The sequence below is a fragment of the Cutibacterium nasicola genome (genome assembly GCF_052654715.2).
The window spans coordinates 2,211,526-2,226,471 of record NZ_CP199745.2; the positions used below are offsets into that span (position 1 = coordinate 2,211,526).

The window sequence follows — 14,946 nt, forward strand, 5'->3', positions numbered from 1 at the left end:
AGGACGGCGGCTCTCGAACGTGGCGGGGGCTCACTTCTGGCCAACTGAGATGGCTCGGGTCAGAACTCGGCGTCGACGCGGAAGCCGCCGCACGTCGTCACCCTGATACTTCTCAGACCTGCGCGGAGCCAGGCCGGGTCTGAGCAGGTACTGGCACCACAGCGCAATGGTGGCCATCTGGCACCAGACCACCGGGCTCTTGAGGTACGAACTGTTGGCCATGGCCAACAGCGGGCAGAGGAGCAGACTCACACCAACCGCCTGCAGCAGGAGCGTCTCGGTGTACCCGGGATGTCCCCCGGCACGGCGGATGGCTGCGACGAGGGCAGCCAGGGCCAGAGCGACGAGGACGACGCCAACGAGCAGGCCGTAGCCGACGAAGACCTCGGTGAAGCCGTTGTGCGGGTCGATGGCACCGTAGGTGCGCCACGGCGCAGCAGCGACCTCCACCGTGTACCGACCCGGTCCGATCCCGACGCCCTTGGTGTTCACGAACATCCATCCGGCGTTCTGGTACAGGTGCAGACGGGTCTGACCAGAGTTCGAGTTGAGGTTGACGATGAAAGTGTTGTAAGCGTCAATGAGCCTGGGAATCATCCCGGAGGCAATGACGACGATGGCACCGACGCACACCCCGATGGCTGCGATCATCGTCAGAACCCGGGAGCGCACGCACATCCAGGCCACCAGCACCAGACAAGCTGCCACGCAGAGTCGAGACCCGGTGAACCAGGTCACCGGCGGCACGAGGAGCGCGACGATGAAGTAGGTCCACTTCAGCCCGCCCTTCTCGAGCTGCCATCCCACGATGAGGGCAACCATGCCGGCAGTGATGAAGTAGGCGAAAAGGTTGGGGTTGACCATGAATGAGGCGATGTCGGTCGCCGTCCTGCGGACATAGGCCGGGGCACCCAACCGGTAGTTGGGCATGTGCTTGCCAGTGGCAATCTCGAACAAGCCAGGCAGGATCGCGATGATGACGCCTCCCAGCCAGGCCCGGCACATGAGGATGATCCAGGACAGCCCGTGGCCGACGAGGGTCACGGAAATCATCGTCACCAGACCGACGAGAACCCCCAGAATTTCCTTGAACCCCTCAGCATCCCGCATCAGGAACAGGCCCATGGCGATCCAGAACATGCCGACGGCGATGAGGACCTGGGAGACGATCTCCACCCGCGGGCGCGCCGCAAGAGCTGCCAACATCAGGACGATGACCAGCAAACGCACCGGGGGAAGTCCGGCAAGGGTGATCGTCGAAGCCCATGCTGACGCGAATGGCAACAGGATGAGGAAGAACTTCACGAACCACACTGCGAACCGGGAGGGCTGGGAGCTCGCAAGAGCAGCCCGCTGAGCCATCGTCGTCATGCCTGTGCCACCGCTACCATCCGGTCGACGAAGACGTCAAAGTTGTGATCGGCGTCGTACTTCTCGGCCACCAAACGGGCCACCTCCTGACGAGTCCGTTCGGACTTGACATCATTCATCCGCGTCGCGATGAACTCAGCCACCTCTGACGCTGACGGATCGGACGGCATCAGCCAGTCCGGAGGAAGGATCTCACGAACCCCGCCCACATCGGTACCGATGACCGGCACGCCGCGCACCATCGCCTCCATCATGGACACCGGGATGCCCTCCGAGGAGCTGGTGTTGACCAGGACGTCGGCCTCGTGGGTGCGGTACCAGTCGAAGAGCTCGTCGTGTCCGAGCTGGCCCAGCCACTCCACCTCGACCCCGCGAGGCTCGAGCCTTTCGGAAACCCGGGCAGCAAGCTCGTCATGGAGACGTCCCTCACCGGCGTGAACCCAGCGCAGCGTGGTCGATCCGCATCGCTGGGACAGCTCCGCCAGGGAGTCGATGAGCAGATCGAGCCGCTTGAAAGGTGTCATGGTGCTGACGGAGAAGACGGTGAAGACGCCGTCGGGACTGGGCCGGGACCACTCCCCGCACGAGGGGATGTCGACACCCAACCGGCTGACGACCACGTGGTTCTCATCAAATCCATAGCGGCTCACGCAGAACTCGGCGCCATCGGCGGCGATCGGGGCCAGCAGATCGACCTCGTCAACGATCTGGCGCACCGCGGGATGATGGCCCAGGGGATGACGATCCTCGTAGATGTCGGCGTTGTGAGCCCGGGAGGCCACGCGGCGCACTGCCCCCTGCTTCTTCGCCAGCGCAGCGCCCACTGTCGAGACGGCCAGCCAGTAGGTGTAGACGAGTTCGATCCCGCCGTGTTCCCTTGACAGTTCGGCCAAGGTGCGTCGAACCATGGTGATCTGGGCACAGGACCGCAAGGCGAAGACGAAGCGAGAACGGTCCAGACGGCCCAAGTTGGCGAGATCGCGGACTTCTCGCCAGAAGACGCCGGACGTCAGGGCGTCAAGAACTGACAGCGCACGCCCTTTCTGGCTTCCCCACTTCCTCAACAGGCGGGTGTCGAGGGTGACGCCCGCAGGAAGATCACGGGGTTGGACATTCGGCGCGTCGTTCTTCTCCGGCAAGACCACCATGTCGACGTCGCGACCCGTCCAGTGGGGCAATTCCGCGACAATGAACTGCTCGGCAGATCCGTAGGGGAACCGGGACGTCACCAGGACGACCAGCGGCTTGTCATGGTGCCGACCGGTTGATTGGCGCGAAACCCCTTGGGAAGGGCGGACACGGCGGACCCGCTGCGCGAGCCAGCGCTTCGCGCGTCCCACCACGCCGGAGAGTGCGCCGGATCGTCGCATGGCTGATGCTCCTTGGTTGTCCTACGGGCTATGGTGGTTCCAGCCTATACACACCTCCACCCCTGACAGATCGGTCGTTGGATGCAGCTACGTACAGTGTTCCGGAACGCGCGCCATTTCTTGGCCTCATCGGCGATTGTCGCCGTCATCGTCGCGATCGTCGCTGGGGTCGGCCACTACGCCATGTCCCATGCGAGCTACGAGGCCGAGGCCGACGTCTTGTTCACGTCAGAGGCCTTTGACACGTTCCAGAATCCGGCGGCGGCCTCGGAATACACCACCCACCTCGTCGCTTCCTATGCCGATTACCTCAGTTCCGCCGCGGTGCTGGAGCCCCTCGGCGCCAGCCTGGACCCGAGGGTGTCGTCAAAGTCGCTAGAGCAGGCCATCAAGGTGACCCCTTCCCCGATGTTCCTGCAGATCATCTACTCCAGCGACAATGAGGCCGACACCAAGAAGGTCGTCGACACCATGGTCACGGACCTCAAGAAGGCCGTTGCCCGGGTGCCGCATGCCAGCAACAACAAGCCGGTACTGTCCATCTCCAAGGCGACCGTCATCATCTCTCCGGTGCAGGGAAGTGAGCGCTCGGCCACCAAGAGCATGGTCGTCGGTGTGCTCATCGGCATCCTCGTCGCTCTCATCTACCTGTTCGTCCGAGCCATCCTGAACACCAGGATTCATTCGCCGGAGGACGTCGCCGAGGTCGTCGATTCCTCGGTTCTGGGCCGCGTTTCGGCATCCCCGACGACCAGCGAGATCACACCGCTGGCCCACAACATCTCCTTCATGCCGTCACGAGACGGCATTCGTACCGTCTCCTTGTGCCCCAGCTCCGGACCCACCCAGGCCGGAGTGATTGCCGCGGCTGTCGCCGACAGCCTGGCCCGCACCGGTACCAGGACGGTGCTCGTCGACGCCGATCTGGCTCATGGCAGCGCAACCCAGGCACGTGGTCTGGACCGTACCTGCGCTGGGCTGTCTGATCTGCTCGCCGGACGCGCTCATGACGGCGACGTCCTCGTCAGCGGCAAGGGAGACGAGGCCGACTTCATCTCGGCCGGAACGGCCACCGCCAACGGCGGCGAGCTGCTCGGCGGCGAGGCGCTGACGACTCTCCTGCACGAGCTGGGCCGTCGCTACGACAACGTGATCGTCAACGCCTCAGCAGGGTTCGAGGCCTCTGACTCCCTCACGGTCGCATCCAAGACCACCTCAGCGATCGCCGTCGTGGGGGAGGGAGTGACCTCGAAGCGCGAACTGAGCGATCACCTCGAGCTGTTGTCAATGTGCCACGCTCACCTGGATGGTGTGGTGCTCGCTCGTAAGAAGTAGGGGCTCCTGGATGACCTCATGTGGCGGTTGCCGGTTCCCGGCAACCGCCACATCTTTGACGACTTCCTCAACGCGGTCGGCGCCCGAATCGCCGCCCGGAGCCGCCGTCACAACATCGGGCTGGTCGAACTCCTGTCGTCTGATTCCTCACCGCTCGGCTCCACGGTGCCGGGCCCTTCCGGCGAGGCCACTGCCGAGCCAACACGCTCTGCGTTGCAGCCATGAGATGCCAACACGCAGCCAGCGATCAACCACCACCACGTCGACACGGCGAAGTTCTTCAGCAGATAGGTGTCAAAAACCCATGCAGCCGTGGTGGCCGCCAGCACCATCGAGGTCACCGCCCAGGTGGAGCGACGGCGGACGTCATGCCAGGCATTGACCCACAGCACGACGGCGGCTGCGCACAACACCAGGAACATGAGGACGCCCAACTCCGTGAGCACCGCGACGAAGACCGAATGAGCAGAGTTGAGGGCAACCCCGAACGGAGTGCCGATGATGCCGGCTCCCGGGGCCGCAATGAACTTGTCCTCGATGGAATACCACGGAAAGACCCGACCGGATCCCACGCCGAGAAGCAGGTACGTCCAGGAGCTGGAGACCGCGTCCCATCCCACCGAAGCGGCATGAAGACGGGCCGGCGAGGTCCATGTGGCCAGACGTTGCAGAGCGGGTACACGGATAACGAGGGCGACCAGCATCACCGCTGCGGCAGCCGCAACACCCCCCGCGATGCGCGGATGGTGTCGTCCCCAGGCTGCCAGCGCCCAGGCGCCGAAGATGAACAGCACGATGAGGGCGGCGCGGGAACCGGTGGCGATCGTCATGCCGACGGCAAGACATCCCACCATGGCCAGGGCAAGTTGCCGCGGACGCGTGCGAGCCATCCGAGAAGCGTCGAAGAAGACACCAGCTGCCAGGATGATCGCGACGTGGACAACCGCCGAGCCACCCATAGCGCTGGCAAGCCTGGGACTGCGGTGGATGGACGCCTGAACCGGCCAGTCCACGAGAGCGCCGAGAAGCACCGCAGCAGACCCCCCCAGGGTCGCCAGCCGACGAGCATGGCGAGACAGGACGAGTACCGTTGCCACCGCCGCCATCAAGGTGACCAAGGCTGTCACGGCTGGCATGACCTGGTGGATGCGTGGCACCGTCGTCCGCCACACGACAGCTTTCGGGGCCACCATCGCCGAGATCAGGGACCAGATCATGATGGTCGTGATCTCGGCGATGAAGATCCAGCCGGTTCGACTCATGGAATGACGTCGTCGCCATGCTGCTGGCGCCAGACACATCGTCACGACGGCGCATCCGACAAGCTGGATCGAGACGGTCCAAGGGGTCCACAGACCATGCCGGGTGTCGATGAGCTGCATCGCGAACAGGGTGATGACGACGACGGCGACGACGACCTTCTCGAGGGTTGGAAGACTCCCGACCCTGCGCGCGTATTCCAGCCTCAACTGGCCCACCTCCCGGTGAAAAAGCGCCAGCCCCACCACACCATGACGGCGAGATCAGCGACGACGATGATGCCCATGATTCCGCGCCACAGCAACACCAGACCGGGCGGTTTGGACGGGCCACGAGTGAGCTCAGCCAGCGCGACGAAGAGCGGGAACCACAACAGAGTGGCACGGTTGACGCTCATGTACCAATAACCGATCGAGAAGGCCACGACTTGGATACCAACCCAGGATGCCGAGGCCCAACGACGACGGATCAGACAATAGATCACGACGAGGATGCCCAGCACGACCGAGACAAGCTCGAGGCGAAACACGACCGCCACTCCGGCTGCCCCGGAGCCGTAGGTGACTTCCAAGGTCTCGGGGTGGGTCGCGGGAATGGTGTGTCGCAAGGTCTCGACAGGGGTGGTGAACCCACGTCCCCATCCCTTGGTCTGCGCCTGGGACCAAGCCGTCCACGACCCGGTCAGCCGATGCAGCCACACCACGAAGGCGACGAGAACAGCGGTTGGCACCAGGAGAGTCGAAAGCCGATTGACGATCTCGGTGGTACGGCGGCGTCGAGCAGCTTGACTGGTGGGACGATGCCGGTCGCCGTCACCCAGGACCGCCATCACGGCCAGGGCGCCGACGAGGAACAGTCCCGAGACACGGAAGGTGCACGCCAGCCCGGCAAGCAACGCGGCTGGCCACCACTTCCCGGACCGGGCACGCTCCCAGGACCAGAATGCAGCGGCGCAGAATGGGGATTCGGTGTACCCGACGACGGTGAAAACCGCTGTCGGGGCGATCAGCCACAGACACGCCGGTACCGTCCCACCGATACGAAACAGCGCCCAGGCCGCCAAGGCTGACCCGACCAGGCCGAGCAGGACTCCGGTGACCTCCATCGGTAGACCGACGAGGCTGCCGACCCTGAGCAGCGCCGGGAGTCCGGGGAAGAAGGCCATTTCCACGGGATCGGCGTACCCATTACGGGCGATGGACATGAAGTGCTGGACGTCCCAGTTGGCCATCACCTGGGAGAAGGTGCGGTGGCACCCGGCCATGATGGCCACGGCGACGATGAACAGGATCGCTCGGCTCCCCAACCATGTCTGGGTCACCAGGCGTCCATCATCGGCGGGGGTGAATGACGTCGCGACTCGCGTCGACCTCGTTGCTCCGGTGCGCGTCACCGGGCAGCCCCCGCGGCGGGTTCATCCTCGAGCGCCGGGTCTGGTAGGTGGTCAAGCACCCCACCGGTGGGATCGTCGGCATACCCCGCCCTGACGACGTCATTCCATGGCCGTCGGATGTCGTCGACAACACCCCATACGAACCAGATCTCACAGGCCAGACGCAGCAGGACGGAGGCCCAGTAGACGATGTCGGCGTCAGAACCGCCGGGCAGGGACAGCCCGCCCAGATGGGCCCAGACGGCCAACGAGTAGAAGCACTCCCCCACCATGAGGACGGCCCAGTCGCGAAGGTCGGGACGTGCCAGGGCCGCCAGCGGGACGAGCAGCAGCACCCACTGCGGCGAGTACACCTTGTTGGTGATGAAGAGGATCAGCAGGGCTGCGCAGGCCACCTGGGCGATGCGCGGACGCCTCGGGACCGTCATCGACAGCCATGCCAGACCGAGCAGGCCACCAATCGTCAAGGCACCGGTGATCCAGCCGATCCCGGGGATCGTACCGCCCGAGGAGTCCTGGATGACATACCAGATCGTTCCCAGACCGGTGCCCGACCAGAAAACCGACCGCAGACAGGTCCACCACGAGGTGAGGCCCAACCACGCCGCAGCGACGTGGCACACCACCAGCACGAGGAAACCCGACAACAGGTACCGTCCGAGTTCCGCCAGCCGGGTCGCGCGCAGACAGCACACCAGTACGGCGAAGGCCACCACGGCAGCCTGCAGGCTTCCGGCACAGGCCAGGCCGATGAGGATCCCGGCCAACCAGGGCCGACGACGCGACCACGCCAGCATCGACGTCGTGGCGAGGGCCACCGGGACCATGGAGAAGTCGATGAGACCGTTCAGGTAGACCGCCGGACACAGCACCACCCAGAAGACGTCCCAGGAACGGCGTCGAGCCTGGGTGGGGCCGCTCTCCCCGCCGACCGGAAGGTTGGCGTCTGAGCCGCGACCCAGCAGCATGACCGAGATGGCGACCGCCAGGAAAGCCACGAAGAGCACGACCTGGGCGACCCCCCAATAAGCATTCGCGGCGTCGAGAACCTGCTGGTCAGTGGCTTTCGGGGAGACCTGTGCGCCGAAGGCCCACACCATTCGGCGACAGAACGCCATGAGAACGGTCACGAGAGGGGGCTGAGCGATGTCGGGGTTCGAGAACAACGCTCCACCGTGACCCATCCCCGAGGACCGATAGATCGTCGGGATGTCCGAGTAGCACTGCCGCTGGTAAGGATCGACCGCCTTCGCCGCGTCATGCTGCACACATGGGGTGACCCGGTAGATGGTCAACAACCAGACCACGATCGCGCTCATGATGGCCCACCAGCCGGGATCGAAGAAGACGCCTCGTGGCCAGGCATGGCGACCAATACGCCCACCCAGACGGCGATCCAGCCCCAGTCGGGACACGCGGGATCGCTTCGGGGCGTCAAGAGCACGGCGGGCTGCGTAACCCATGGATCCGCCATTCGGGTGCGCGACGGCACGGCTGTCGGCAACCATGGCGTCGTCTTTCGGATCGGGAATGGTCACGTCGTCAGGCTACCCATTGTGGCCCGGACCACCGGGTTGGAGCCCGCCGCGCGTCGTCTCTCCCGTCGTGGGATGACCGGTGTGCGTCGGTCGGACGGTATGGGTTGGACGCCGGATGCGGGTCGTCTCGGTCTTGGTCGGTGACGGCGTGGAAGGCTCCTGAGTGGCCGAAGCCGTCGGTCTGGTGCTCGACGTCGTCGGGATGGAACTGGGAGACGCCGTCGCGGTCGAGGAGTCCGACGAGTTCGACGAGCCCGAGTCGGAATTCTCGTTGTCGTCAGACTTGCCCTCGGCCGGCACCACTGGCCGCTCAGTGTCGCCATAGTGCTTACCGGAGAGGTTCACCCAATCGGGGTCGGCGAATGACTTGTGAGGCATTCCCTTCATCGCCGTCGCCATGTAGTCCACCCAGGTCTGAGCCGGATACCCGCCGCCGTAGAAGCTCGACGCCCCCTCCCTGGCGTAGCGGTTGAGGTCCTCGTTGCCGCCATCACCGGCGACGAACATGACCGCGGTCGAGACCTGCCTGGTGTAGGCGACGAACCATGCCGCCGTCACCTGCTTTTCAACACCGGCGGTTCCCGTCTTGCCGGCAACCTCGTGGCCGAAGTCGGAGACGGCTCGCCCCGTACCTCCCCTGACCACTGACTGCAGGGCATAGGTGACGTCGTGGGCGATGTCAGCCTGGATGGTCTGTTTGGAGGGCTTGGACGCCTCGTAGACCGTCTTGCCGGAGGGATCGACCACCTTCGCCACCACGTGCGGGGTCACCTGCCTGCCACCGTTGGCGATCGTCGCATAGCCGCCAGCCTGGGCGAGCGGACTCACCTCGGCAGTACCCAGCGCGATGCGGTTGTTGAGGTCCCAGCCGGTGCCCTTGGGAAGCCCTGCATCGGTCGCGGCCTTGACGACCTCCTTCGGGCCGTGCTTCGTGTGGGCCACCAAGTCGACGAAGGCCGTGTTGATGGATTTCTCCGTGGCCCGATACAGACTGACGGTACCGAAACTCTCGTTGTTGTCGTTGCGGACCTCGGTCTTGTCGCTGTCCGGGGTGAACGGGTCACCCTCGAGACGGGAGCGCAGGCTGAAACCGTGACGCATCCCCGCGACCACGGCATAGGTCTTGAAGGTCGAGGCAGCAGGGCGGGGGGTGCGTGCCCAGTTGCGGGTGTTGGAGATGTAATCGTCGCCACCGTAAAGGGCAAGCACTCCGCCGGTACTGACGTCGACTGAGGCCAGCGCCGGATGAAGGTTCTTGGCACCCTTCTCCCCAGCATTGCGACCAGCGATCTTCTTGTACTTCTGGCCAGTCGCGACGGCTGCCTTCTGATCGTTGCGATCGAGGGTGGTAGTCACCTTCAGCCCACCCCCCTTGATCTGCTGGTCGGAGAACCCCTTGGCAGTCAACTCGTCATGAACCATCTTCATGAGGTAACCGTCGGTACCCGCCCACCGGTTGTAGTCGGGGACCTTCGGGAACTTCGGCAGCTCACGGTAGGCCTCGTCATGCTGGGCCTGAGTAATGTTGCCGGCCTCGAGCATGCCGTCGAGAACGTAGCGGTACCTCTGCAACAGCCTCTCGCGAGCAGCCACTCCCGCACTCGGGTCGAAGTTCACCGGGCTGTTGAGGACCGAGGCCAGCACCGCCGACTGGGACAAGGTGAGCTTGGACGCGTCAGTGTAGAAGAAGGCCTTGGCGGCAGCCTGAACACCGTAAGCACCACGACCGAAGTAAATGGTGTTGAGGTATCCGGCGAGGATGTCCTCCTTGGGCACTTCCTTACCCATCTTGACCGCAAGCAAGAGCTCCGTGAACTTGCGGCTCATGGTACGTTCCTGGGTCAGGTACAACACCTTGATGTATTGCTGGGTGATCGTCGAGCCACCCTGCATCTCGCCACCACGGGCAATGGCCCACGTGGCACGAACCATGCCCCTGACCGAGATGCCGGGATCAGTCCAGAAAGTGCGGTTCTCAGCCGAGACGACAGCATTGCGCAGGTCCTTCGGCATCGACTCATAAGGAATCGACTGACGGTTCTGCACCGAGAAGGACCCCAGCCGACTGCCGTCCCGGTAGTAGATGAACGAGGTGTTCGTCTGGAAGTCACGGTTGGGGTCGGGCAGCTCGGTGTGCTCATACGCGACGAAGACGCCGATGACGGCGATGATCGCCAGCGACAGGATCGTCACCAACAGGCCCCACAGGAACTTCTTCAGCTTGCCGTGACGGTTGCGCTTCGGCCTGGTGGCGGGAACTGCTCGTCGGACTGGCCTCTTGGCAGGTTTGTGATCAGCCATAAATGTCCTCCACGGTCGGCTGATGGCGAGGTGGGCGACGACGTCGACCATCCCCCAGGACGTAGTCGACGAGGATGTGGTTCCACAGACAGTCGGGACAAACCTCGACCTCATAGACGTGGAGCTCACCGAACTGGTGCTCCATCTCCTCCAGTTCATCAAGCGTGCGGATACGTCCCGAGTACTGACCCAGCTGGTGGCCGAAGACGTGGCGCAACAGGACCAACCGCGGCGACTCGCAGACCGGGCAGTCGTGGTCGAGGGACTCGCCGTGGTGCATGGCGGCGCGCACCAGCATGGGGTCGGCGTCGCACGCCGTAGGGGCATTGAGGTCGACCTGGGGGCTGAGCAACGCCTCCAGGGTGTGACGGCGTTGCAAGGCGTGGGACACCACGTTTCGCTGCGTCTGCATACCCTCCAGGGTACGGCGCGATGAGGACGAAGCGACGCAGGTGGTGTTGTGCACCGGGGTGCAGGAGAGGCTTTGAAGGCCCTCTTGCCCGCTTGTGGTGATCGGGGTGATGATCGTGGGCGGTGCTACGAGCGGTGACGACACCGAAGTTCAGAAACCACATCACCACCACGGACTGCCCCACGACGTCACCGGCTGCCCCTATGCTCGAACCCATGTCAGAAGGCCTCCATCTCCACCGCGCGACCCTTGACAACGGAATGCGCGTGGTCGTCAACCCGGACACCACCTCCCCCGGTGTTGCCGTCAACATCTGGTACCAGGTGGGATCGGCCGACGAGGAGATCGGCCATTTCGGCTTCGCCCACCTCTTCGAACACCTGATGTTCTCGGGCACCACGAGCGGCATCGCGTCGAGCGAGCACCTGGCCACCATCGAGGCGGTGGGAGGGTCGGCCAATGCGTCCACCAGCTTCGACCGCACCAATTACTACGAGACGGTTCCCGCCGGGGCGTTGGAGCTGGCGTTGTGGTTTGAGGCCGAGCGATTGGCCCACCTGGCCGTCACCGAGGAAAACCTCGCCACCCAGCGGGAGGTCGTCAAGGAGGAGAAGCGCCAGCGCTACGACAACACCCCTTATGGCGACCTGCTCGATCTGCTCCTGGACGGGCGATTCGGGCAGGCACACCCGTATGGGCACCCGGCCATCGGTTCGGTGCCTGACCTCGACGCCGCCCACCTCGACGACGTGACGGCCTTCCACTCCACCTGGTATCGACCCGACAACGCTGTTCTCGTCATCTCCGGGTGTGTCGAGGCTGACGAAGGTCTCGTTCTCGCCGAGAAGTACCTGGGCGCGGTACCCACTGCAACCGGAGATCTCCCGCCGCGCATTCAGGAACCAATTCGCCACGACAACCGACGGGTGGTCGTTGAGCGCCCGGTGCCTCGGACCGCGGTAACCCGGTGCTGGGCCACCCCGCCCATCACCGATCTCGACAGCCTCGCCGTGGCGATGGCCATGGACGTCATCGGGTCCGGGATGAGTTCGCGTCTCATCCGCATCCTGGAAAGGGAACGTCACTTGGTCGACGGCGTCGCGATGAACGACTTCGGGCTGTCGCGGGGGTCCTCGGCGGCCCTGGTGTCGGCCCACCTCAAGCCAGGAGTCCGCGAGGAGGAGCTGACCGGGGTCGTTGACGAGATCATCGCCGATTTCGCCACCAATGGACCGCACGAGGCCGAGCTGGAGCGAGCCCGGTCCCAGGTGGAGAGGGGTTGGTTGGAGTCCCTCGCCGTCGTCGACGAGCGGGCCGACCTGCTCAACATGCACGAGACCCTGCTGGGAGACGCCTGCCTTGTCAACACCCACCTCGACCGAGTGCGTGCGATCACCCCCGACCAGGTCGCCGAGGCCGCGAAACGGTGGCTTTCCCCCGACCAGTCATCGACCGTCGTCCACAAGGAGGCGTGATGGAGACCCTCAATGATCGTCCCGATGTGCGGCCCGGCTCGCCGTGGTCCTTCCCGGAGTGCATCGTCGAGACCCTGTCCACCGGACTGACGGTGGTGCGCGTGCCCATGCCCGGTCAGCGCATCATCACCATGGAAATCGGGTTGGACGCGCCCCTGAGCGTCGAGCCTGCTGGTCTCGAAGGTTTGGCCGGACTCGTCGTCCGCACCGCCGACGAGTCGACCGGCCCTCACCCCGGCGCCGCCTTTGCGGAGGTGATGGAATCGATCGGGGCCAGCTACGACGGGTCGGCTGGTCTGGCCGGCAGCCACGTTGGCGTCGACGTTCCCGCCACGAGGTTCGATGCCGCTGCCGAGCTCTTCGTCGAGCTGTTGCGGATCACCAGCCTGGCCCAGGCCGACGTCTCCCGCCAGATCGACATGGCACGAGCCTCCCTGGCCCAGACGGCTCAGCGTGGATCGGCCTTGTCCGGGCTCGCAGCCGCCCGTGCCCTGTGGCCGGAGGGGTCGAGGTCGGCGTTACCAACCATTGGCACCCTGACATCGGTAGAGAAGCTCGACGCCGAGGCTGTCCGGGAGTTCTGGGCCGCGCATTGGACCCTCAGCGATGCCGTGCTGGTGGTGGCCGGCGAAGGGGTCGAGGACCTCGATCTGTCGGTGTTCGAGCAATGGACGGCCACCGGGTCAGCGGCGGAGATCGTTCCGGCCACACCTCGGGTCGGTGGGCCACGAGTGATCCTCGTCGACCGCCCCGACGCCGTGCAGGCCGATGTGAGGATCCAGCAGGCCACGGTGGGGAGAGCCCACCCTGGGTGGGGAGCCCTCAAGGTGGCGTGTGGGGCCTTGGGCGGAACCTTCGGGTCGCGGCTCAACCAAGTGCTGCGCGAGGACAAGGGATGGTCCTATGGGGTCGGGATGTCAGCTCGTCCACTGCCTGACGGCGGGGTGACGACGGTCGCTGGGTCCTTCCGGACCGAGGTCGGGGCCGACGCCGTCGCCGAGGCGTTGAGTATTCTCACGTCCGAGGACGACCTGCGTGACGACGAGGTTGATTCCGCCCGTGACCACTTGGTGGGGATTGCTCCGCTGCAGTACGACACCGCCGGTTCGGTGGCTCATCAGGTGGCTGCTCTGGTGCGGGCGGGTCTGGCGCCAACCTGGGTCGACGATCACCTGGCTGCAGTGGCCTCGGTGAAGGCGGATGGTCAGGAATGGTCAGCCAACACTGCGTGGCGCCAACTTCTCAACCCCGACGACTGGCGCATCGGTATCTGCGGTCGAGCGGAGGATCTGGCTCCGGCATTGGCCAAGCGTGGGTTGGAGGCAGTCGTCGTCAGCCCCACCGAGGTGCTGTCGTAACTCGAACGTGTCAGGCGAATCTGCCAAAAACTGCTCCGAAAAGCGGGATGGCAACGTCACCATGGCAGTTTTTGGCAGATTTGGCTGATTGCTCCCAGGATGTGACTCGCCCAAACGCCCCATGTTCCTCTAGACTGTCCAAGTCCACGGGGCATTGGCGCAGTTGGTAGCGCGGCTGCTTTGCAAGCAGTAGGTCAGGGGTTCGAATCCCCTATGCTCCACCAGATCAGACGTATTAGCACACCTGACATCAGCCGGATGTGGGGCCGGCGGCGACGTGCTAGCGGGACCCTCGTGGTCGTGCCGCCCAGTGTCCAGGCATTTTTGATGACGTCCGCCAGGGCGATGCAAATTTGATCTTGGTGACGTTTCAGGGGTAAAGGAGGCCGATAGCGTCCGCTGAGTAGGCTTCGAGGGGCATGGCTGCCACGGCAGCCTCCAGTCGCTGTTTGGTAGCGGTGCGGTCGTGATGGCCTGAGACCGCTCAGCGAACCGCTGCTCGAAGGCGGCTGCAACCTGCGCGTAGGTAGCCGGGGCAATGACGACATACTGGGGGCAACCGGCGACGAGTTGTTCAGTAATGCCGACAGGTACGGCTTTCCTCGTGCACGTTGTGGTGCGGGTGGCTCGTCCGGTGCAGATGTAGCAGGCGAAGCGCACGCAAAATAAGTTGCAAGCGTTAGTCGCCCTGCAATCGCGACTTGCAGGTGTCTGCAGTCAGGGGCGGTGGCGGGGTGCCCAGGAGGGTCTGGACCTGCTGCCAGGTTTCGGGGTTGACGATGGGTTCGTGAGCGCCAGGTTGGAGAGCGCTTTGGTAGCGGACCTGCCCGATGTTGTCGACGATGGCGCACCGAGCGCTCCGGCGACGGCTGTGCCAAGATAAAGGCCGGAGATGTTCAGTGAACCGGCGGCCATGGCTGTCTCGAGAGCGGCTGCGACGGTGCTGGCCTGCATCGACCTATGCCTACCACTGCGGTAACGGGTGCTGAGCGTGGCGATGAGTGCGAGTACGTGTCAAGACTGCCAGACGTGCGCGGCGCGGACCGATGATGTTGGCCAAGGGCCCGCCGGGTAGCGCAGAGCGTATACCATCCAAGTCCACGATCAGAAGCAGAAGAGGAATCAAGCTGTCG

Annotated in this window: 10 protein-coding genes and 1 tRNA gene; 4 read left to right on the forward strand and 7 right to left on the reverse strand. The window is 64.6% G+C overall.

The features are described from left to right. Positions 1–30 precede the first annotated feature (30 nt). Together ACUCCZ_RS10425 and ACUCCZ_RS10430 are read right to left on the reverse strand one after the other, a co-directional pair. Positions 31–1,371 (reverse strand): O-antigen ligase family protein, encoded by a 1,341-nt coding sequence (locus tag ACUCCZ_RS10425; RefSeq protein ID WP_435918234.1) that lies wholly within the window; start codon positions 1,369–1,371, stop codon positions 31–33. After that, positions 1,368–2,741: a glycosyltransferase gene (locus tag ACUCCZ_RS10430; protein ID WP_435918233.1), complete on the reverse strand. Its 1,374-nt coding sequence runs from the start codon at positions 2,739–2,741 to the stop codon at positions 1,368–1,370. Before ACUCCZ_RS10430 ends, ACUCCZ_RS10425 begins: the two co-directional genes overlap by 4 nt. Positions 2,742–2,822: 81 nt before the next feature. Here ACUCCZ_RS10430 and ACUCCZ_RS10435 point away from each other — a divergent pair, with 81 nt between their 5' ends. Next, positions 2,823–4,076, forward strand: a complete 1,254-nt coding sequence (locus ACUCCZ_RS10435) for a tyrosine-protein kinase domain-containing protein (RefSeq protein WP_435918232.1) — start codon at positions 2,823–2,825, stop codon at positions 4,074–4,076. A gap of 107 nt (positions 4,077–4,183) precedes the next feature. Here ACUCCZ_RS10435 and ACUCCZ_RS10440 read toward each other — a convergent pair whose 3' ends face one another. The 5 genes from ACUCCZ_RS10440 to ACUCCZ_RS10460 form a co-directional block, all read right to left on the reverse strand. Then, positions 4,184–5,554, reverse strand: a complete 1,371-nt coding sequence (locus ACUCCZ_RS10440; RefSeq protein WP_435918231.1) for an O-antigen ligase family protein — start codon at positions 5,552–5,554, stop codon at positions 4,184–4,186. Further along, on the reverse strand, positions 5,542–6,729 hold the full coding sequence (locus ACUCCZ_RS10445; protein ID WP_435918230.1) for a mannosyltransferase family protein: 1,188 nt from the start codon (positions 6,727–6,729) through the stop codon (positions 5,542–5,544). Before ACUCCZ_RS10445 ends, ACUCCZ_RS10440 begins: the two co-directional genes overlap by 13 nt. After that, entirely contained in the window at positions 6,726–8,105 is a 1,380-nt protein-coding gene (locus ACUCCZ_RS10450; RefSeq protein ID WP_435918315.1) for a hypothetical protein, read from the reverse strand. Before ACUCCZ_RS10450 ends, ACUCCZ_RS10445 begins: the two co-directional genes overlap by 4 nt. A gap of 171 nt (positions 8,106–8,276) precedes the next feature. Then, entirely contained in the window at positions 8,277–10,568 is a 2,292-nt protein-coding gene (locus tag ACUCCZ_RS10455) for a transglycosylase domain-containing protein (protein ID WP_435918229.1), read from the reverse strand. Then, positions 10,561–10,980, reverse strand: a complete 420-nt coding sequence (locus ACUCCZ_RS10460; RefSeq protein WP_435918228.1) for a DUF5318 family protein — start codon at positions 10,978–10,980, stop codon at positions 10,561–10,563. Before ACUCCZ_RS10460 ends, ACUCCZ_RS10455 begins: the two co-directional genes overlap by 8 nt. A gap of 203 nt (positions 10,981–11,183) precedes the next feature. On the opposite strand from ACUCCZ_RS10460, the gene ACUCCZ_RS10465 reads away from it, so the two are divergent. From ACUCCZ_RS10465 to ACUCCZ_RS10475, 3 genes are all read left to right on the forward strand, one after another. Beyond that, a complete protein-coding gene (locus ACUCCZ_RS10465; RefSeq protein WP_435918227.1) occupies positions 11,184–12,455 on the forward strand; it encodes a M16 family metallopeptidase in 1,272 nt (423 codons plus the stop codon). 107 nt (positions 12,456–12,562) lie between these two features. Continuing rightward, positions 12,563–13,813 (forward strand): M16 family metallopeptidase, encoded by a 1,251-nt coding sequence (locus tag ACUCCZ_RS10470; protein ID WP_435918314.1) that lies wholly within the window; start codon positions 12,563–12,565, stop codon positions 13,811–13,813. Positions 13,814–13,961: 148 nt separating this feature from the next. Then, positions 13,962–14,037, forward strand: a tRNA-Ala gene (locus ACUCCZ_RS10475). The last annotated feature ends 909 nt before the right edge of the window (positions 14,038–14,946 follow it).

Coding starts and splice junctions, on each gene's coding strand:
- ACUCCZ_RS10425 (WP_435918234.1), bottom strand. CDS start 1,371: ATGACGACGATGGCTCAGCGGGCTGCTCTTGCGAGCTCCCAGCCCTCC.
- ACUCCZ_RS10465 (WP_435918227.1), top strand. CDS start 11,184: ATGCTCGAACCCATGTCAGAAGGCCTCCATCTCCACCGCGCGACCCTT.
- ACUCCZ_RS10455 (WP_435918229.1), bottom strand. CDS start 10,568: ATGGCTGATCACAAACCTGCCAAGAGGCCAGTCCGACGAGCAGTTCCC.
- ACUCCZ_RS10470 (WP_435918314.1), top strand. CDS start 12,563: ATGCCCGGTCAGCGCATCATCACCATGGAAATCGGGTTGGACGCGCCC.
- ACUCCZ_RS10435 (WP_435918232.1), top strand. CDS start 2,823: ATGCAGCTACGTACAGTGTTCCGGAACGCGCGCCATTTCTTGGCCTCA.
- ACUCCZ_RS10460 (WP_435918228.1), bottom strand. CDS start 10,980: ATGCAGACGCAGCGAAACGTGGTGTCCCACGCCTTGCAACGCCGTCAC.
- ACUCCZ_RS10430 (WP_435918233.1), bottom strand. CDS start 2,741: ATGCGACGATCCGGCGCACTCTCCGGCGTGGTGGGACGCGCGAAGCGC.